19 protein-coding genes are annotated in these 18,480 nt (G+C 60.5%); 18 read left to right on the top strand and 1 reads right to left on the bottom strand.

Annotated features, from left to right (window positions below; genetic code table 11):
* Positions 1 to 3: 3 nt before the first annotated feature.
* From rplO to SFLMC1_RS08975, 14 genes are all read left to right on the top strand, one after another.
* The gene (gene rplO / locus SFLMC1_RS09040; protein WP_006235267.1) at positions 4 to 453 is read left to right on the top strand and encodes a 50S ribosomal protein L15; all 450 of its coding nucleotides are present in this window, start codon (positions 4 to 6) and stop codon (positions 451 to 453) included.
* Positions 447 to 1,733, top strand: coding sequence for a preprotein translocase subunit SecY (secY, locus tag SFLMC1_RS09035; RefSeq protein ID WP_152073527.1), 1,287 nt, complete (start codon positions 447 to 449; stop codon positions 1,731 to 1,733). The genes rplO and secY overlap by 7 nt, the downstream gene beginning before the upstream one ends.
* A gap of 18 nt (positions 1,734 to 1,751) precedes the next feature.
* The gene (locus SFLMC1_RS09030) at positions 1,752 to 2,378 is read left to right on the top strand and encodes an adenylate kinase (RefSeq protein WP_152073528.1); all 627 of its coding nucleotides are present in this window, start codon (positions 1,752 to 1,754) and stop codon (positions 2,376 to 2,378) included.
* The gene (gene map, locus SFLMC1_RS09025; RefSeq protein WP_152073529.1) at positions 2,375 to 3,163 is read left to right on the top strand and encodes a type I methionyl aminopeptidase; all 789 of its coding nucleotides are present in this window, start codon (positions 2,375 to 2,377) and stop codon (positions 3,161 to 3,163) included. The genes SFLMC1_RS09030 and map overlap by 4 nt, the downstream gene beginning before the upstream one ends.
* 231 nt (positions 3,164 to 3,394) lie before the next feature.
* Positions 3,395 to 3,613: a translation initiation factor IF-1 gene (infA, locus tag SFLMC1_RS09020; RefSeq protein ID WP_035137443.1), complete on the top strand. Its 219-nt coding sequence runs from the start codon at positions 3,395 to 3,397 to the stop codon at positions 3,611 to 3,613.
* Between the two features lie 150 nt (positions 3,614 to 3,763).
* A complete protein-coding gene (gene rpmJ, locus SFLMC1_RS09015) occupies positions 3,764 to 3,877 on the top strand; it encodes a 50S ribosomal protein L36 (protein ID WP_006363204.1) in 114 nt (37 codons plus the stop codon).
* A 14-nt stretch (positions 3,878 to 3,891) separates the two neighbouring features.
* Positions 3,892 to 4,266 carry a 30S ribosomal protein S13 gene (gene rpsM, locus SFLMC1_RS09010; RefSeq protein ID WP_022094275.1) on the top strand — a complete coding sequence of 125 codons (375 nt, stop codon included), beginning with the start codon at positions 3,892 to 3,894 and terminating at the stop codon, positions 4,264 to 4,266.
* A gap of 14 nt (positions 4,267 to 4,280) precedes the next feature.
* A complete protein-coding gene (gene rpsK / locus SFLMC1_RS09005; protein ID WP_006235274.1) occupies positions 4,281 to 4,685 on the top strand; it encodes a 30S ribosomal protein S11 in 405 nt (134 codons plus the stop codon).
* A 19-nt stretch (positions 4,686 to 4,704) separates the two neighbouring features.
* The gene (gene rpsD / locus SFLMC1_RS09000; protein WP_006235275.1) at positions 4,705 to 5,301 is read left to right on the top strand and encodes a 30S ribosomal protein S4; all 597 of its coding nucleotides are present in this window, start codon (positions 4,705 to 4,707) and stop codon (positions 5,299 to 5,301) included.
* Between the two features lie 32 nt (positions 5,302 to 5,333).
* Entirely contained in the window at positions 5,334 to 6,275 is a 942-nt protein-coding gene (locus tag SFLMC1_RS08995; RefSeq protein ID WP_006235276.1) for a DNA-directed RNA polymerase subunit alpha, read from the top strand.
* Between the two features lie 30 nt (positions 6,276 to 6,305).
* Positions 6,306 to 6,773 (top strand): 50S ribosomal protein L17, encoded by a 468-nt coding sequence (gene rplQ / locus SFLMC1_RS08990; RefSeq protein ID WP_152073530.1) that lies wholly within the window; start codon positions 6,306 to 6,308, stop codon positions 6,771 to 6,773.
* A 92-nt stretch (positions 6,774 to 6,865) separates the two neighbouring features.
* A complete protein-coding gene (gene truA, locus SFLMC1_RS08985; RefSeq protein WP_152073531.1) occupies positions 6,866 to 7,690 on the top strand; it encodes a tRNA pseudouridine(38-40) synthase TruA in 825 nt (274 codons plus the stop codon).
* A gap of 161 nt (positions 7,691 to 7,851) precedes the next feature.
* Positions 7,852 to 8,892, top strand: coding sequence for a glycosyltransferase family 2 protein (locus tag SFLMC1_RS08980; RefSeq protein WP_152073532.1), 1,041 nt, complete (start codon positions 7,852 to 7,854; stop codon positions 8,890 to 8,892).
* Between the two features lie 132 nt (positions 8,893 to 9,024).
* Positions 9,025 to 9,462: an arginine repressor gene (locus SFLMC1_RS08975; RefSeq protein ID WP_006235280.1), complete on the top strand. Its 438-nt coding sequence runs from the start codon at positions 9,025 to 9,027 to the stop codon at positions 9,460 to 9,462.
* Between the two features lie 183 nt (positions 9,463 to 9,645).
* Here the strand turns inward: SFLMC1_RS08975 and SFLMC1_RS08970 are convergent, their stop codons facing one another.
* Complete coding sequence (locus SFLMC1_RS08970; RefSeq protein ID WP_152073533.1) at positions 9,646 to 11,868, bottom strand: transglycosylase domain-containing protein; 2,223 nt, start codon at positions 11,866 to 11,868, stop codon at positions 9,646 to 9,648.
* Between the two features lie 166 nt (positions 11,869 to 12,034).
* Between SFLMC1_RS08970 and SFLMC1_RS08965 the strand changes: the two genes are divergently transcribed.
* From SFLMC1_RS08965 to SFLMC1_RS08950, 4 genes are all read left to right on the top strand, one after another.
* A complete protein-coding gene (locus tag SFLMC1_RS08965) occupies positions 12,035 to 14,005 on the top strand; it encodes a U32 family peptidase (RefSeq protein WP_187323933.1) in 1,971 nt (656 codons plus the stop codon).
* Positions 14,006 to 14,102: 97 nt separating this feature from the next.
* A complete protein-coding gene (tyrS, locus tag SFLMC1_RS08960) occupies positions 14,103 to 15,314 on the top strand; it encodes a tyrosine--tRNA ligase (protein WP_152073535.1) in 1,212 nt (403 codons plus the stop codon).
* A 237-nt stretch (positions 15,315 to 15,551) separates the two neighbouring features.
* Positions 15,552 to 17,357 carry an adenine deaminase gene (locus SFLMC1_RS08955; protein ID WP_226814210.1) on the top strand — a complete coding sequence of 602 codons (1,806 nt, stop codon included), beginning with the start codon at positions 15,552 to 15,554 and terminating at the stop codon, positions 17,355 to 17,357.
* 206 nt (positions 17,358 to 17,563) lie between these two features.
* Positions 17,564 to 18,358, top strand: a complete 795-nt coding sequence (locus tag SFLMC1_RS08950) for a Cof-type HAD-IIB family hydrolase (RefSeq protein ID WP_152073537.1) — start codon at positions 17,564 to 17,566, stop codon at positions 18,356 to 18,358.
* The last annotated feature ends 122 nt before the right edge of the window (positions 18,359 to 18,480 follow it).

Raw genomic sequence — 18,480 nt, 5'->3', positions numbered from 1 at the left:
CAAATGCAGCTTCACGATCTTACTCCCGCGCCCGGTTCCACCAAGAACCGCAAGCGCGTCGGCCGTGGCAATTCTTCGGGTCACGGCACCACTTCTGGTCGCGGCCAGAAGGGCCAGGGCTCTCGCTCTGGTGGCACCAAGGGTGCCGGCTTCGAGGGTGGCCAGACTCCGCTGGCTATGCGCCTGCCCAAGCTTCCGGGCTTCCGCAACCCCCGTCGTATCGAGTACACCGCAGTCAACGTTGAGCGTCTCGAGCGTAAGTTCGAGGATGGTGCTGTGATCGACGGTGCCGCTCTTAAGGCTGCTCGCATCACCAAGAGCGAGTTCGAGCCCGTCAAGGTGCTCGGCAATGGTGAGCTCACCAAGAAGTTCACGGTCAAGGTCGACAAGGTCAGCGCTTCTGCGCAGGCCAAGATCGAGGCCGCCGGCGGAAAGGTCGAGCTGCCGTGCTAAATGGTCTTAAGAATGCTTTCCGCATCAAAGAATTGCGCGAAAAGATTCTTTTTACCATAGCTATGCTCGTCGTGTACCGCATTGGTGCGCACGTTCCTGTGCCCGGCATTCCCTTCCAGGGGATGCTGGGCCTTTTCTCGACCGATAACAATTCGGTCGCCGCAGGTGCTATGGCCCTCCTGAATCTTTTCTCTGGCGGCGCGTTGAGCTATGTGTCGGTGTTTTCTCTGGGCATCATGCCTTACATCACCAGCTCGATCATCCTCCAGATGCTCCAGGCCGTTGTGCCTTCCCTGCATGAGCTTGCCCGCGAGGGCGAGGTCGGTCAGACCAAGATTACGCAGTATTCGCGTTACCTCACCCTGGCTCTGGCAATCCTCAACTCCGTGGGTTACCTCTTCCTCTTTAAGAGCTTCGGCATTAGCTTTCATGGCGCCGGCGCTCCCGAGATTATCTTCGACCTCATGATCGTCGGCACGCTCACTGCGGGCGCCATGCTGATCATGTGGATTGGTGAGCTCATCACCCAGCGCGGTATCGGCAATGGCATGTCGCTGATCATCTTTGCGAACATCATGGCCGGTCTTCCGCAGGCTATCTTCTCCAGCACCAAGGGCAATGCCGGTGGCATCATCACCATGGTGATCATCTGCGCCATCATCCTGCTGGTTATCCCGCTGATCGTTTTCCTTGAGCGCGGCCAGCGCCGCATCCCGGTCTCCTACGCTAAGCGCGTCGTGGGCCGTCGCATGATGGGTGGCCAGACCACCTACCTGCCCATCAAGGTCAACACCGCGGGTGTCGTGCCGATCATCTTCGCTTCGGCGCTGCTGTACTTCCCGGCTCAGATTGCCGTGTTCTTCCCCGGCATCGGGTGGATTCAGGCAGTTGCCTCTGCGCTTTCGACCGGTTGGCTCAACTGGGTGCTTAATGTTGTCCTCATCGTGTTCTTCGCGTACTTCTACACCTCCATGGTGTTCAACCCCGATGACACGGCCGACAATCTTAAGAAGCAGGGCGGCTTTATTCCGGGCGTCCGTCCGGGTAGGGCCACCGCGGCCTACATCAAGAACGCGCTCAACAAGATTACGCTTCCCAGCGCTGTCTTTTTGGCGCTCATCGCCATCGTGCCTTCGATCATCTTCTCCTTCACGGGTAATCATCTGATCCAGGCATTTGGCGGCACGTCCATCCTCATCATGGTCGGCGTCGTGCTCGACACGCTCGATAAGCTCGAAGGCCAGATCAAGATGTATGATTACGATGGATTCTTTAAATAGGCTAGAGGAGGATTGCTCATGAACCTCGTTTTGCTCGGAGCTCCGGGTGCCGGTAAGGGCACCGTCGCACAGGAGCTCGTTGCCGAGTTTGGCGTCGCTCACATTTCCACGGGCGACCTGCTGCGTGCCGCCGTCAAGGGTGGCACCGAGCTCGGTGTTCAGGCTAAGAAGTACATGGACGCCGGCGAGCTCGTTCCCGATCAGCTCGTGATTGATCTTGTCAAGGAGCGCCTTGCCGCCGACGACGCCCAGCAGGGTTTCATTCTCGACGGCTTCCCGCGCAATACCGCTCAGGCTGTGACACTCGATTCCGAGCTCTCCGCCCTGGGTCGCGAGATCGACTGCGCCCTTCTGGTCGACGTGGCCCCCGAGGTCATCATCGACCGTCTGTCTTCGCGCCGCACCTGCCGCGCCTGCGGCTACACCGGCACCGCCGCCGATGCCACCTGCCCCAAGTGCGCAGGCGAGATGTATCAGCGCGACGACGACAAGCCCGAGACCATCAAGAACCGTCTCGACGTTTACGAGAAGTCCACGAGTCCGCTCGTCGACTACTATCGTGGCCAGGGTCTGCTCAAGTCGGTCAACGGTGACCAGGCTCGCGAGACCGTGTACGGGGATGTCAAAGAGGCTCTCGGTCTATGATCAAGATTAAGTCTGCAACGCAAATCGAGCAGATGAAGAAGGCAGGAGCGCTATCGAAGATGGCGCTCCGCCACGTTGGAGCCATGGTTCGCCCTGGTGTTTCGACCTTTGAGCTTGATCAGCTTGCGGAGCAGATTATCCGCATGCATGGTGGCACCCCGGCCTTTAAGGGCTACGGCGGGTTCCCCGGTACCATTTGTGCGTCGATTAACGACGCCGTGGTGCATGGTATTCCCAATCCCGACATGATCCTGCGTGATGGCGATATCATCTCCATCGATACGGGTGCCGTTGTCGACGGTTGGGTCGGCGATAACGCTTGGACGTTTTTCGTCGGTACCCCTACGCCCGAGGCCAAGGCCCTGTGCGAGGTTACGCGCGATTGCCTTAAGGCTGCCATCGAGCAGGCTGTTCCCGGTAACCATATTGGGGACGTCGGTTATGCCGTCCAGTCCCTCGCCGAGTCTCACGGCTATGGCGTGCTTCGCGATTATGTGGGGCACGGTATTGGCCATGTGATGCACGAGGACCCCAACGTTCCGAATTACGGAAAGAAGGGGAGGGGCGTTCGTCTCCAGGCCGGTATGGTCATCGCCATCGAGCCGATGGTCACGATGGGATCCAATCATGTGAGCACGGGCTCCGACGGTTGGATCGTCACGACCAACGACCACCTGCCCGCCGCGCACTACGAGAACACCGTCGCCATCACCGATGACGGCCCGGTGATTCTCACTACCGACGCCCAAGGCGCTTGGTGCTCCTTGCAAGGCGGTGAAATGTAAAAGTCGCCGCCCCCTGACGCCCAACCTCGCCTTTCAATTTCGAAGGCATGACCCAAAGGTCTATGCCGTCTCATTTCAAGGCGATCTTGGGCATCAGGGAACGGCTTTGTTTTACATTCACGATGTATAGGCTTCATCAAGTTGTGGAGCCATTACGAAGATATTACGATACGTGCACGCGTATTGTAGAATAGTCAATCGCTGTCGTTTTCTAGAGAAAGATGATTGCTTGTGAAGAAGGAAGACGCAATTGAGCTCGAGGGTACGGTAAAGGAACCGCTGCCCAACGCCATGTTTAAGGTCGAGCTCGAGAACGGTCATTCGGTTCTGTGCAACATTTCTGGCAAGATCCGAATGAATTACATCCGTATTCTCCCCGGTGACAGGGTTGTCGTGGAGCTTTCCCCGTACGACCTGACCCGCGGCCGCATCACCTATCGCTATAAATAGCGGCACGCATACACGCACTCCTTCTCCGACTGCAGGCTTAGCTCAACCTACGGTCGGTTTGTGTGTGAAGACCAGCCATAGTTTTAAACGCCTGCGGCTGGGCGAGTAGATAGTAGGGAAGTAGTTCGAGCGCTACCGAAAGGAAGAACGATGAAGGTACGTCCTTCGGTCAAGAAGATGTGCGATAAGTGCAAAATCATTAGGCGCCATGGCAAGGTCCTCGTCATTTGCGAGAACCCCCGTCATAAGCAGCGTCAGGGTTAAGAGAGGAGACTACGTTGGCCCGTATTAATGGTGTCGACCTCCCGCGTGAGAAGCGCGTTGAGATCGGTCTGACCTACATTTACGGCATCGGCCGCACCACTGCGACGAAGATTTGCGTCGAGTGCAACGTTAACGTGGATACGCGCGTTAAGGACCTCACCGAGGATGAGGTTAACGCCATCCGCGATTATATCGATAAGAATCAGATCATGGTTGAGGGCGACCTCCGCCGTGAGCGCAACCAGAACGTCAAGCGCCTTATGGACATCGGCTGCAACCGCGGCCTTCGTCACCGCAAGGGCCTCCCGGTCCGCGGCCAGCGCACCCACACTAACGCTCGTACCCGCAAGGGCCCGAAGCGTCAGATCGGTGCTAAGAAGAAGAAATAAGGAGCGCTAGATAGATGGCTACTGCTAAGAAGAACGTTCGCGCTGCCCGTCTGAAGCGCGCGGACCGTAAGAACATCTCCGTGGGCCAGGCTCACATTCGTTCTACGTTCAACAACACGATCGTTTCGATCACCGATCCCCAGGGCAACGTCATTTCCTGGAAGTCGGCTGGCCAGGTGGGCTTCAAGGGCTCCCGTAAGTCCACGCCGTTCGCTGCCCAGATGGCTGCCGAGGCTGCTGCCAAGCAGGCCATGGAGCACGGTATGAAGAAGGTTTCCGTCTTCGTCAAGGGCCCCGGCTCCGGTCGTGAGACCGCCATCCGCTCCCTCCAGGCTGCTGGCCTCGAGGTCTCGAGCATCCAGGACAAGACCCCCATCCCGCACAACGGCTGCCGCCCCAAGAAGCGTCGCCGCGTGTAACTGAAAGGATCGTATCAATATGGCAATCGACAGGACTCCTGTTCTTAAGCGCTGCCGTCAGCTCGGGATCGATCCCGCTGAGCTCGGTTACAGCAGCAAGAAGGAATCTATCCGTCAGCCCAAGCGCCGTCGCAAGGAATCTGAGTACGGCATGCAGCTGCGCGAGAAGCAGAAGGTCAAGTTCATTTATGGCGTTCTGGAGAAGCAGTTCCACGGCTACTTCAACAAGGCTCGTAAGATGAACGGCGTCACCGGTGAGAACCTCATGATCATCCTTGAGTCTCGCCTCGACAACGTCGTCTTCCGTCTTGGCTTCGCCCGCACCCGCAAAGAGGCTCGTCAGTCCGTCCGTCACGGTCACTTTACCGTGAACGGCAAGCGCGTGGACATCCCGTCCTACCGCGTCAAGGCCGGTGACGTCGTCGCTGTCGGCGAGAAGTTCCGTGACCTCCTCCCCATCAAGGAGGCTCTGATTTCCTCCGAGCGTTTCGAGGTCCCTGGCTGGCTCGAGGTCGATATCGAGAAGCTGTCTGGTAACGTGCTCGCTCTGCCGACGCGTGAGCAGATCAGCGGTGATATCAACGAGCAGCTCATCGTCGAGCTCTACTCTAAGTAGTCCATCCGGGCTGCTGAGGCTGGAGGTAATACATGTCAGAATTCATTAGGCCTCAGGTTCAGGTCGAAGAGATTAACGAGACGTCTGCTCGTGTCTCCGTTGAGCCGCTCGAGCGTGGCTACGGCGATACGCTGGGTAACTCCCTTCGTCGCGTTCTTCTGTCCTCGCTCGAGGGTGCCGCCGTCGAGGCTATTCAGATCGATGGCGCGCAGCACGAGTTCATGACCATCCCTAACATGGTCGAGGATGTCACCGACATCGTCCTGAATGTCAAGGGTCTTGTCTTCAGGGCTCTCGGCACGACCGACGAGGCGACCGCCACCATTTCGGTTGACGGCCCCTGCGAGGTCACCGGTGCGGACTTCTTTATTCCGTCCGAGTTTGAGCTGGTCAACCCCGAGCAGCACATCGCTACGCTCACCGAGGGTGGCCATCTCACCATGAGCATGCGCATCGGCTATGGCCGCGGCTATGTCTCTGGCGAGGCTAACAAGCGCGACAACGATCCCATCGGTGTGATCCACGTCGACTCGCTGTACTCGCCGGTGTCCCGTTGCGCCAAGCTCGTTGAGGCTTGCCGTGTCGGTCAGCACACCGACTACGACCGCCTTGTCCTCGAGATCGAGACCAACGGCTCCATCGCTCCGCGCGACGCCGTGGTCCAGGCTGCCAATATCATCAACCAGCATATGGCTGCCTTTATGAACCTTGCCGAGACCCCCGAGGTCGAGGAGGAGGCTTCGATCTTCGCTCCCGAGGTCACCAACGACAACGCCGAGCTGGACAAGCAGATCGAGGATCTGGACCTTTCTGTCCGTTCCTATAACTGCCTTAAGCGCGCCAGCATTCACTCGGTTCGTCAGCTCGTTGAGTTCTCGGAGAACGATCTGCTCAACATCCGTAACTTCGGTGTTAAGTCGATCGAGGAAGTGAAGGACAAGCTTGAGTCCATGGGCCTGAGCCTGAAGGCTTAATGCTTCGCATTTTTGAGGAGAAACTAGACCATGCGTCATAACGTTAAGAAGGGCCTGAAGCTCGGCACCGATGCGAGCCACACCAAGGCCATGAAGAAGAGCCTTGCTAAGGCCCTCTTCGAGAACGACCGCATCAAGACCACCGAGACCCGCGCTAAGGCGCTGCGTTCGGTCGTCGACCCGATCATCACCTGGGCCAAGAAGGGCGACCTGCACTCTCGTCGTCTGGCCATCGCCAAGCTCGGCGATAAGCAGCTCGTTGGCGAGATTTTCGACAAGGCTGCCCAGGGTATGTGGCAGGACCGCAACGGCGGTTACACCCGCATCATGAAGCTCGGTAACCGTAAGGGCGACAACGCTCCTATCGTTATCATGGAGCTCGTCACCGAGCCTTGCACGCCTAAGGCCAAGAAGGCTGCTCCGGCCCCCAAGAAGGCCGCTGCTCCCAAGAAGGTCGGGGCTGCCGAGGAGGCTCCTGCTGAGGAGACCGCTGAGTAGACAATCCGTCTGCATAGGCTATATTCGAGGGGTACGTTCGCGTACCCCTCTTTTTTTGTCGCGATACCGTTGATTGTTTGTTGGGAGCGCTCATGACCGCGCCGTCTGATTTCAATTCGATTCCTGAGCTCGATGCCACCCTCGTGTTCCGTGTTGCCTACGATGGCTCATCGTATAGCGGATTTGCCGAACAGCCGGGCCAGACGACCGTTGCGGGCGAGTTGCGCCGCGCTATCGAGACGCTGCTGCGCCGCCCGATCGATCTGACGTGTGCGGGGCGTACCGATGCCGGCGTGCATGCGGTGGCGCAGTACATCAGCGTGCCTGTAACGGACGCTGAGCTCGCGTGTACGCGCCGTAGATGGCTGAGGGCTATGGATGCCCTCCTGGGTAAAGATATCGCCATAAATGAGGTCTACAAGGCTCGTAAGGGCTTTTCTGCGCGCTTTGACGCACGATCTCGTACGTACACCTATCGCATTGCCGATCGTGATGCACGGCCCGTACTGTCACGCGGTGCCGTGTGGTGGCATCGCTATCCCCTCGACGTCGATGCGATGGGGGCCGCCTGCCCTGCGCTCTTGGGCGAGCAGGACTTTAAGAGCTTTTGCAAGGTGGCGTCTGCCGTGGGCAAGCCGACACACCGCTGCGTAATGCGCGCCGAGTTTGGCCATGAGGTCGCCTTTGGCGAGGACATCCTCACGTTTACCATCGAGGGCAATGCGTTTTTGCATTCGATGGTGCGAACTATTGTGGGCACTCTCGTCGAGATTGGCATGCATCGTCGCGATCCCCAGTGGATGCGCGAGGTTATTGACGCCTGCGACCGTACCGCTGCGGGTCCCACGGCGCCTGCCTGCGGCCTTACGTTTATGGGCGTGGATTACGGCCCTGACGAGCTTGTCGTGCTCGACTAGGGGAGTGCTCGACGCATCCGTAGCTGACACATACTATGTGTGAGCTGCGCGTGTGCAACATCTGTTCTTGGCGTGCAACATGTTAGGCGGCGCGTTGCTTTTATAGCTCGGGTGTACCATGAACGACGATTTGATCTGGCGCTGTCGAGAGGACGGAAAACTTGGTTCGACGTGGTTCGCATCCGCGACTTTCTGTGATCCTCGTTGTCGAGGGTTCACCCAGCTATGCGATGCGCGCGCTCGAGAGCGTCCAGAACCAAGACCTCTATGATCTGCAGATTGTTGTCGTATTCCGCGATGTCGCACCGGGTGTGCGCCATTCGCTCGAGGTTGCCGCCGGCAGAGATATTCACATCGATTTGATCGACGTCGAGGATTCGGCGCACGGAGCATGTCTCAAGGCCGGTTTTGCCGCCTCGCGTGGATTGCAGATAGTTGCCATGAACGCCGACGAGTGGTTTGCCCCGCAGTCCCTTTCCAAGATGGTCGATGTTGCATGCGATGCTGCGGCAGACATGGTGATTCCCACGGCATCGCTCGACCGCTACGATGCTCATCGTGAGCGCCATTCGCGCGTACTGGATGCCACCTCTCTTACGATCGATGACCGTGCTTCTTTGGCTGCCGGTCTGTCTCAGATGATTTCCGGCGGCCTGATTGCCCAGACTTCCGGTGTGATGTACAGCCGCTCGTTGTTCGAGACGTGTTTGTCGCGAGATCGTGCGTTTCGCACGATTGGGTTTATGGCATGCGCTCTTTCGCAGGCGCAACGCATATCTGGGTGCGGTGGCGCCTGTTTCCATGCGGTGGCGCCGCAGCTCACAGATGCTTTTGACCCCACATTGTTTGCCAAGCTTACCGATGACGCCCGGGCGCTTGACGCGCTTACTGATTCGCTTGCAGAGGCGAGCGGCGACACGCAGCTAAAGGTGGAGAGCCATATGTTTTACTTCGCCGGGCTGGTCGCCTGCATCGAAAACTTGTGCTTGAGCCCGCATGGGGTTTCTTCAATTGAGCGTTCCGCTCGTTTGCGTGATATGCTCGAGGCATCTCGGACTCGTCAGATGGCTGCGGCACTCAGCGACAACCATCGTGGACTCGGCCTGTTGTTTGGACCGATTGCCCGTGCCAAGCCTGCGCGTTGCGTGATGTATACGCACCTGGCCGCTTTTTTTAACCGGACGGGTGCCAAAATCTCCTAAGATGGCTATGTTCGAAATAATCTTGCATGGAATTGTTTCGAAATGCGTTCTTATTCACAAATACCCTTTAATAGCGCTAAACTATTCAATCACTGATTGATTGTCTCCGCCATCTTTGGAGTGAGGTTTTGTATGGCTAAAAAACGCAATGGGCGCCAGGATGCCATCAGAGATATCGTGCGCAACAAGGACGTACGCACACAGCGCGTTTTGGTAGATGAGCTGCGTGCCATGGGTTTCGATTGCACACAGGCGACCGTTTCGCGCGACATCGCGGATATGGGGCTGCGTAAGCTCCCCGAGGGCATCTATGTCCTTGCCGAGGACCTGCATTTGCAGCGCATGGTCTCCGAGTTGGTTACCGGCGTCCTGCGCACCGATAATCTGGTTATGATCAAGGCACAGCCCGGTACGGCTTCTGGTATTGCCGCAGCCGTCGATGCTGCGGAGCTGCCCGATGTGCTCGGCTCGCTTGCCGGCAACGACACGATCCTGGTCATTGCGCAGACAGCCGAGGACGGCGAGCGCCTTGAGGCGCTCATCAACAAGCTGAGTAACTCTCGTAAGTAGGGGATGTGCGGCGTGCGCGTCGTTTACGTATATGTCGTTTCATAAACTTGAAGGGACGCCGGCTCTAGCCGGCGTCTTTTTGTGTCGGTGCCTGGAGACGTACGGTGGCATTGTCCGGGTAAGACGAAAAAGGGGCCCGTGCAGCGTGCGTGCTGTCCGGGCCCCTTTGCTGGCTATGGCTGGCTACTGACCTGTTGAAGGATCGGGCGTGGGGGTAGGCGTGGGAGTAGGGGTAGGAGTAGGAGTGGGAGTGGGAGTGGGAGTAGGAGAGCCGCCCTCGCCGCCACTGCCGCCGCCGGTCGTGCCGTCTCCGCCGGTCGTGCCGTCTCCGCCGGTCGCACCGTTGCCGCCGGTCGTATCGCCACCCGTGGTCTCAGTCGTCGTGGTAGTCGTCGTTGTTGTGGTGGTGGTCCCCCCCCTGTCTTCGGCTTCCTCGTTTTCCGACTTCCTGGCGCTGCTGGTGCCGTAGAACTTCCAGACGTTATTGTTCTTGTACGTGGGAGCCGTTCCGGTCGGGAATTCCTCGCGCCCGGTCCCCGCAAGAACAGTGTTCATAAACTTCTTAAAGACGGGCAGGTTGGTGCTATCGCCCAGCAGGTCCATGCCGTACTTTTGGATGGGAATCTCGCCTGCGGAATAACCGGTCCACAGGGCGCATGCCAGCTGCGGCGTGTAGCCGCAGAACCAAAGGTTGGTGGTGTTGTCGGTGGTACCCGTCTTGCCGGCATAGGGCTGGTTGACGCTCAGCGCGCCGGCGGCACCCGTGCCGCTGCCCTGCATGACGCCGGTCAGGACGTCGGTCACTGCCGCGGCCTCGCCGGTGGAGAGCACCTGCGAGGGGTTATCGGTGTGCTGATACAGCACCGAGCCAGTTCGCGAATCAATCTCGGTGATGGCGATCGGCTGGCGATAGTAACCGCCGTTGGCAAACGTGGCATAGGCCGCGGCCATCTCGAGCGGCGAGATGGAGCCGGTACCGAGCGTCATGACGGGAACGTCCTCGATATTGTCCTTAGAAGGATCGATGCCGAGCTTTTTGACGAGGGACATGATCTTGTTATTGCCGATAGCCTCTGCAACCTGGATATAGCCGGTGTTGGAGGAGTATGCCGTCGCCTGCTTGAGCGTGATGGTGCCGTAGCTCTGGTTGGCGTAGTTTTGCACCTTGGTCGTGGTGCCCTTGGCTGTAAGAGGCGAGTTGCAATTGAGGGTGACGTTGGGGTTCATGCCGTTTTGGATGGCAGTGGCCAGCGTAAAGGCCTTAAACGTGGAGCCTACGGGACGCTTGGCCGTGGCGTGGTTCACGTGGTTCTCGTCGGCGTTATAGTCGTAGCCGCCCACCATGCACTTGATGTAGCCGGTCTTGGGGTCGACGACGACCATGCCCATGTCCAGGCCGTCGAGCGAAAGCGTGTCGAGCTGGGCGCGCACGGCCTCCTCGGCGGTCTGCTGCATGGTCGGGTCGATGGTGGTTTTGACGGTTAGGCCGCCCTTAAACAGCACGTCGGTGGAGAACTCCTGCTCCAGCAGCTGCTTAACATAGGCGACAAAGTGGGGCTGCGAATACACGTCGACGCCACTGCCCGAAATCTCGGTTACGTTGAGGGTGATGGGCTCTGCCTGCGCGGCGTCGTGCTCCTTCTGGGTGATGTGGCCCAGGCGCAGCATGTTATCGAGAACCTTGTTGCGGCGAGACAGTGCCAGATCGGGATTGACCGTGGGGTCGTACTGCGAAGGCGAGTTGGGAAGGCCGATGAGCAGCGCGGCCTCGCTCAGGGTGAGGTCGGCGGCGCTCTTGGACAGATAGGTCTCGGCTGCGGCCTCGATGCCGTAGGCACCGTGGCCGTAATAGATGGTGTTGAGGTACATCATGAGGATCTCGTCCTTGGAGTACATCTCCTCCATCTTGATGGCGATGTAGGCCTCGCGGACCTTACGCTCGATGGTCGAGTCGAACTGCTCCTCCTGCAGGATGGTGTTACGCACCAGCTGTTGGGTGATGGTCGAGGCGCCCTCGTGGCCACCGGAAAGGGTCGCCACCGCTGCGCGAGCAATGCCCCACAGGTCGATGCCGCCGTGCTCGTAGAAGCGCTCGTCCTCGACGTCGACGGTGCCCTGCAGCACGTACGGGGAAACCTGGTCCTTGGTGATGGACTTGCGGTTTTGCGTGTAGAAGCTCGCGATCTTGTTGCCGTTGCAATCGACGATCTCGGTGGGTTCACTCACCAGATAGGCGTTGGCGTCGGTATAGTCGGGCAGATCGGACAGCCAACGATTGACGTTGCCGATCATGCCAATCCCAAACGCTACGCCCGCGATGAGCAAAAGGCCCAAGAACGAGAGCAGGATCATGGGCAGGGCATGCGTCTTGGAACGACTGCGCCCCTGTCGTTGGCGAGGACCCATATATTGACCTCCAGGTATGTCGTGCCGGGCGGCGGGTGCGCCGCTGGGGCAGGATGGACATAAGTTATTACACGATAAACCAAACGAGGCGCGCGAGGCCTCGTGTATGCTGGATGACGGTTTTTTTTCAGAGTGAATGCATACCTTGTTGGTAAGGAGTTTGCCGATGGCGATTCGGACGACGGGGCCGAGTGGACAATGCGATAACGAGCCGGGGGCTGCCGAGGCGGCGCTGCCCGAGCTGCTGGCGCCTGCCGGAGGACTCGATCAGATGCTCGCGGCGATTGCAGCGGGTGCCGATGCCATCTATGCGGGCCTGGGCGGGTTCAACGCCCGCGTGAGCGCACACGGCTTTACCGACGACGAGTTCGCCCGCGGCTGTGTCGTGGCGCATGCGCACGGCGTGCGTGTATACGTGACCCTCAACGTGTTTGTGTTCGACGACGAGTTGGCCGACGCGGTGGCGCTGGGGGCGCACGCGCAAGAGTTGGGTGCTGACGCCTTGATCGTGGCGGATGCCGGTCTGGCCTGCGCGTTGCGCGCGGCGATTCCCGGGGTCGAGATTCACCTGTCCACGCAGGCGGGCGTTCATAGCGAAGGCGCCGTGCGCCTGGCTGCCGACGAGCTCGGGGTCGAGCGCGTGACGACCGCCCGTGAGCTGGCGGTCGACGAGATTGCCGCCCTGTGTGCTACCGGCGTGCCTATCGAGGTATTCTGCCATGGCGCGATTTGCATTGGATATTCGGGCGCCTGCGAGTTTTCGGCTCTGCGCCGTGGACGATCGGCGATGCGCGGCGACTGTACGCAGCCGTGTCGCTTGGCGTACGACCTGGTGGACGAGGCGGGGGAGAGCGTCGTTTCCGTGGAGGGCGATCGTCTGCTGTGCCCGCGCGACTATCTGGGCATTGCGCACCTGCCCGAGCTCGTTGGGGCCGGGGTGGCGTCGCTCAAGATCGAGGGGCGCATGAAAAACCCCGACTACGTGTTCAACGTGGTGCGGGTGTGGCGTCGTGCACTCGATATGCTGCGCGATGGCGCGTGGGATGCCGCTGCCGTGTCGGCGCTCGAGCGCGAGCTGGGCAGGTCGTTCAACCGCGGGTTTACCGATGCGTATCTGCGGGGGCGATCGGGCGCTGAGCTCATGAGCTTTGAGCGTGCGATTAACCAGGGCGTGCGCGTGGGCCACTTGGTGACTGTGGGTCACGAAGAGGTGACCGTCGAACTCGATGCCGCCGTGGCCGCGGGCGACACGCTCGAGATCCGGTTCTATCCGGGTGCCGATGCACGCCCCGATGTGCCCAAGCGCTGGCCCCAGGTGCCCTGCCCGGTGGATGCAGCGGCGGGGGAGCGCGTTGTCGTGCACTGCAAGCGCAAGGTGGATGCGGGATGCGAGGTGTACCTGATTCGCAGCGCCGGCGTGTTGGGGCAGACGGCGACGGCGCTGGGGCACATGCGGGTCGAGGCGGACGCGGTCGTACCCGTTGCAGGAGCCGTTGAGATACTGCCCTTTGAGGCCGCCATGACTGTTGGCGACGTGCCCGAGGCGGCGTTGACGGAGCCGCCGGAAAAGGGGGCTTCCGATCGCATGGTCTTTGCCTGGCGGCTGATGGATGCCGACCCGCGCGGAGAACTCGATTTGTCCGACGCCGTTGTGGTGCTTGACGAGGTCTGTCGTGCAGCCGATGCCTCGCGTACCCGCTCGCTTATGCGGCGTGCCGGGCGCGTCGTCTGTCGTAATCTGGGACAGGTGGCGATGGCGCGTGAGCTGGGCGTGGCGTTTGACGTTGCGGCACCGGTGTTTTGCGCAAACCGGGTTACGCTTGCCTGGCTACGCGGGCTCGGCGCGGGCTGTGTGTATGTGCCTGCCGAGCTTGTCGCCCACGACGCGGAGCGTGTTGCCGAGCTTTCCGCTTGCCCCGGTGTCTTGGGGCCTGTCGATGCCGGCCGTCCCGAGCTCATGGTGTGCGAGCACTGCTTGCTGACTGCCGAGGGCGCCTGCGCCACGGATGCGACGGGGCAGGTCCGTTGCCGTGACTGCTCGCGCCGTCAGCAGGGGCGCTTTTTGGTCGAACGTGACGGCACGCGTTTGCCGGTCGTTATCGACGCGTGCGGTAGGACGAGGATTTTCCTGTCGTAGGTGTTCGGCCGCGCCGTTTTGGTTATTATGAGTGGGTTTATGAACTTCGAGCACCGCCGTATCCGGTGAGGGTGCTATAGCAAAAGGAGGATACCCAATGCTGTCTGTCGACGAGCAAATGCGTATCATCACCTCGGGCGCAGCGCAGATCGTCCCCGAGGCCGACCTTCGCAAGAAGCTTGAGAAGGGCGAGCCCCTCAACATCAAGCTCGGCGTCGATCCTACCAGCCCCGACCTGCACCTGGGCCATGCCGTGCCCCTGCGCAAGATGCGTCAGTTCCAGGACCTGGGCCACAACGTCACCCTCATCATCGGTAACGGTACCGCACTGATCGGCGACCCCTCGGGCAAGAACTCCACCCGCCCGCAGCTTTCGCAGGAGCAGATCGAGGCCAACGCCGAGACCTACGTGAGCCAGGCCATGAAGATCCTGGATCCCGAGAAGACCACCATCGTGCATAACGGCGACTGGATCCTGTCGATGGATCTGGCCGGCCTGCTGCAGGTGTGCTCCAAGTTCACCGTCGCCCGCATCCTCGAGCGCGATGACTTTACCAAGCGCTACCAGTCCCAGACGCCGATCGCCCTGCACGAGTTCCTGTACCCCGTGATGCAGGCCTTCGACTCCGTTCAGATCAAGGCCGACGTGGAGATGGGCGGCACCGACCAGCTCTTCAACCTGCTTGCCGGCCGTGAGCTCATGGAGAAGATGGGCATGGAGCCGCAGATCGCGCTCACCATGCCGCTGCTCGAGGGCACCGATGGCGTGCGCAAGATGTCCAAGTCCTACGGCAACTACATCGGCCTGACCGATGCTCCCAAGGATATGTTCGGCAAGACCATGTCCATCCCCGACGAGATGATCGGCAAGTACTATCGTCTGGCCAGCTCGCTCACCCCGGCCGAGGTCGACAAGATCGACGCCGCCCTGGCCGACGGTTCCGCCGACCCCTACGAGCTCAAGCGCGCTCTGGGCCGCGACCTGTGCGATACCTACCACGGCGCCGGCGCCGGCGACGAGGCCCAGGCCGAGTTCGACCGTGTGTTCAAGGAGGGCCAGCTTGCCGACTTCCCCGAGAAGCACGTTGAGCTGACCGTCAACGACGAGGGCCAGATCTACCTCGCCGGCCTACTCAAGGACTTGGGTCTTTCGGCGAGCGCCGGCCAGGCCCGTCGCGACATCGACGGCGGCGGTGTCAAGATCAACGGCGAGGCGGTGGCTCCCAAGAGCTATAACATCGACCCCAGCGCCCTCAAGCTGGGCGACACCCTCTCCGTAGGCAAGCGCAAGGGCTTTAAGTTGGTCTAACGAGCAAGTTGACCTCACAAGTGCAACAAGGCCGCAGCCGGGATTCCCGACTGCGGCCTTTTTTGGTTACGATGATCCCTTGGGGACGGAGGGATCATTTGGCGGTGCCGTTAAGCGGAAGGGGCGTTAGCGGGACCTTCTTTTGGGCATACAATGGCTATTGGCTTGCTGCGGTGAAGGTTTGTCCGCTCCGTAGCTATTTCTACAGTAAAAGGAGTATGTATATCCGTTGAGGTCATGAGGTCTGTGATCGATGCAGCCGAGGGCCGCGTGCCCGTCGACACGCTGTTTACCAATGCGCAGATTGTCGACGTATATGGCCAGCGCGTGGCGCCCGGTAGCGTTGCCGTCAAGGACGGTGTGATCGTCGGCGTGCTCTACGATGGTCGCGACGATGCCGCCGGCACCTACGAGGCAACTGAGGTCATCGACTGCCAGGGTCGCTATCTTGCCCCCGGCTTTATCGACGGACATTTGCATATCGAGTCCTCGAACATCCGTCCCGCCGAGTATGCGCGCATGGCGGCGACGCGCGGCACCACCACTGCCATTGCCGACAGCCACGAGATCGCCAACGTTGCCGGCCTGGACGGCTTGCGCTTTATGATCGAGGACGGCCGCCGTGCGCCCATCTCCATCAAGTACATGATGCCTTCGTGCGTGCCCGCGCTGCCCGACGAGCAGGCAGGCGCCGTCATTACCGCCGCCGATATGCAGGCGTTTTTTGCCGAGCATCCGGGCGATGTCTTTGGTCTGGGCGAGATGATGAACCTGCCGGGCGTCTTTATGGCCGATCCCGAGACCTGCGCCCGCATCGATGCTGCCAACCAGACGCCGTCCAAGCAGGTCGACGGCCATGCGCCGCTCGTTGCCGGTAAGGACCTCAACGCCTATGCCGCAGCGGGCATTATCGCCGACCACGAGTCGACGATTCCCGAGGAGGCACTCGACAAGCTGTCCCGCGGCATGTATGTGATGCTGCGTGAGGGCACGTGCAGCCACGACCTGGCCAATTTGTCCCCGATGCTGCTGGAGAACCCTGCCCGCGCCCGCCGCTGCTGCTTTGCGACTGACGACCGCGCCCCTTCCGATGCACTTGCGACCGGCATGATCGACAATGCCTGCCGCGTGGCCATCGAGGCCGGCATCGACCCCGTGGTCGCTATCTCTATGGCGTCCCTCTCCACGGCCGAGGCGTTTGGCCTGGACCACGGTTGCCGCGACCCGCACGAGCTGCGTGGCGCCATCGCCCCGGGCAAGCGTGCCGACCTGCTGGTGCTCAACGACCTGACGTTTGCCACGGCTCCGCATCGCGTGTATGCCGCCGGCGCTCTGGTGGCGCAGGACGGCACCTTCGTGGGCGAGATCGCGCCCGAGATGGCCGAGGTTGCGGCCCTTGCCGATGAGCTGCGCGCCTCCGTTAAGCTGCCGAAGCTATCGCTCGCCGTGTTCGACTATGCCTTTAAGTCGGGCGAGGCCGTGATCGACGTGGTGCCGGGTAAGGCCATCACAGGTATGGCCCGCCCCGAGAGTGCCGAGGGCCTGCGCCGCATTATGCTGATCGAGCGCCATGGCCGCGGCGTGTCGCTGCAGGCCGAGGGCGCCGACGGTGACGGCCCCGCGGGTCTGGGCCTAGTCGGCAAGCATATCGGCCGTGGTTGGGTGCGCGGCTTTACCATCACGGGTGGTGCCATCGCCTCGACGATCGGCCACGATTCGCACAACGTATGCGTCGTGGGCGATAACGCTGCCGATATGATGGCTGCCGTTGAGGCCGTGGGGCAGGGCGGCCACGTGCTGGTGCGCAACGGCGAGGTCGTGGCGCGCATTCCGCTGGCGCTCGGTGGCCTGATGAGCGAGGGCACGGCCGAGGATGTCGCGGCGCAGCACGACGACTTTATGGTCAAGGCGCGCGCCATGGGTATCGAGCCGCCGCTCGATCCCATCATGGGCATCATCTTCCTGCCCCTACCGGTGATCCCGACGCTCCGTATCCGCCCCGAGGGCATGTTCGACGTCACCACCTTCACCTACGCCGACTAGTCATCGGGGACGTTCTTAAACGACTAGTCGCCTGCGACGCTCTTTGGCGTGTCGCCTGACGCTGCGACCGTGGGACCTCTGGCGCGCGTGAGCTATTTGCTAGGTCCTTGTAACGTTTATGTCTGCGGGGTCTTATTCGTGCTCCCTTTGGGTACGGTGGGTTCGGATAGATGCCCGATTCCAACAAGCCCGAAGGGAGCTTTTCTATGTTTAAACTGATTGCATCCGATATGGACGGCACGTTGCTTGACGAAAACAGCCAGGTGCCTCCCGAGACCTACGAACTGATTTTGGCACTACGCGAGCATGGCGTGCATTTTGCCGTATCGTCAGGCCGCCGCTACGATCGCCTGTGCGAGTTCTTTGCACCCGTTCGCGACAAGATGGACTTTGTCGCCGCCAACGGCGCCCAGGTCTACGCCGACGGCAAAATGGTAGACCGCGAGGTGTATTCGCACCTGGCGGTTCGCAAGCTCGCCCAGGCCGTCGCGACGTTTCCCAATCTGCATCTTGCGCTCTTTGACCGAACCAAGTCCTTTTTGCTCGATGACGAGAGCAAGTTCGTGCGCGAGGTCGATAAGGACCTTCCCAATGCCGAGCGCATTTGGGAGCTGCCCGATCCCAGCGTAAATATCATCAAAGCGAGTGTCTTTTGCGACGACGGTGCCGTTATGGACAGTGCGTACGTGCTACAGCGCGAACTCGGTCAGCTCTTTACCTTTGCGCCTTCGGGTAACGCATGGATCGATGCCATGCAGCCCGGTGTGTCGAAGGCTTCGGGCATCGAGCAGCTCGCGGAGCATTATGGCATTGGACGCGATGAGGTCATGGCGTTTGGCGACTCGATGAACGACTACGAGATCATTCGCTTTGTCGGCACGGGTTGCGCGATGGAAAACGCGCGTCCTGCACTCAAGGCAGTCGCCGATCGCGTGGTGGGGTGCAACCGCGACCACGCTGTCCAGCAAGAACTCCGCCACGTTCTGGAGAGCCTCTCCTAATCCGGCAGATGGGGACGTTCCCGTTCTGCCGGCAGCCGGGGACAGTCCTTGCGGTGCCCCGCTAAGAGTGTCCCCAACGACTACTGTGACTGGGGCAGCTAATTTGGGACGGGGCTATTTTA

The sequence above is a fragment of the Collinsella aerofaciens genome (assembly GCF_901212495.1).
Taxonomy (GTDB): domain Bacteria; phylum Actinomycetota; class Coriobacteriia; order Coriobacteriales; family Coriobacteriaceae; genus Collinsella; species Collinsella aerofaciens_H.
Note: the sequence above shows the minus strand (reverse complement) of the source record. Positions and strands in the feature narration are given on the sequence as shown.

Excerpts from the sequence above, each read along its gene's own strand:
- SFLMC1_RS08975 (WP_006235280.1), top strand. The coding sequence starts at position 9,025 with ATGGCTAAAAAACGCAATGGGCGCCAGGATGCCATCAGAGATATCGTG.
- map (WP_152073529.1), top strand. The coding sequence starts at position 2,375 with ATGATCAAGATTAAGTCTGCAACGCAAATCGAGCAGATGAAGAAGGCA.
- SFLMC1_RS09030 (WP_152073528.1), top strand. The coding sequence starts at position 1,752 with ATGAACCTCGTTTTGCTCGGAGCTCCGGGTGCCGGTAAGGGCACCGTC.
- SFLMC1_RS08970 (WP_152073533.1), bottom strand. The coding sequence starts at position 11,868 with ATGGGTCCTCGCCAACGACAGGGGCGCAGTCGTTCCAAGACGCATGCC.
- SFLMC1_RS08965 (WP_187323933.1), top strand. The coding sequence starts at position 12,035 with ATGGCGATTCGGACGACGGGGCCGAGTGGACAATGCGATAACGAGCCG.
- rpsD (WP_006235275.1), top strand. The coding sequence starts at position 4,705 with ATGGCAATCGACAGGACTCCTGTTCTTAAGCGCTGCCGTCAGCTCGGG.
- rplO (WP_006235267.1), top strand. The coding sequence starts at position 4 with ATGCAGCTTCACGATCTTACTCCCGCGCCCGGTTCCACCAAGAACCGC.
- tyrS (WP_152073535.1), top strand. The coding sequence starts at position 14,103 with ATGCTGTCTGTCGACGAGCAAATGCGTATCATCACCTCGGGCGCAGCG.
- truA (WP_152073531.1), top strand. The coding sequence starts at position 6,866 with ATGACCGCGCCGTCTGATTTCAATTCGATTCCTGAGCTCGATGCCACC.
- rplQ (WP_152073530.1), top strand. The coding sequence starts at position 6,306 with ATGCGTCATAACGTTAAGAAGGGCCTGAAGCTCGGCACCGATGCGAGC.
- SFLMC1_RS08950 (WP_152073537.1), top strand. The coding sequence starts at position 17,564 with ATGTTTAAACTGATTGCATCCGATATGGACGGCACGTTGCTTGACGAA.
- rpmJ (WP_006363204.1), top strand. The coding sequence starts at position 3,764 with ATGAAGGTACGTCCTTCGGTCAAGAAGATGTGCGATAAGTGCAAAATC.
- SFLMC1_RS08955 (WP_226814210.1), top strand. The coding sequence starts at position 15,552 with ATGAGGTCTGTGATCGATGCAGCCGAGGGCCGCGTGCCCGTCGACACG.
- rpsK (WP_006235274.1), top strand. The coding sequence starts at position 4,281 with ATGGCTACTGCTAAGAAGAACGTTCGCGCTGCCCGTCTGAAGCGCGCG.
- SFLMC1_RS08995 (WP_006235276.1), top strand. The coding sequence starts at position 5,334 with ATGTCAGAATTCATTAGGCCTCAGGTTCAGGTCGAAGAGATTAACGAG.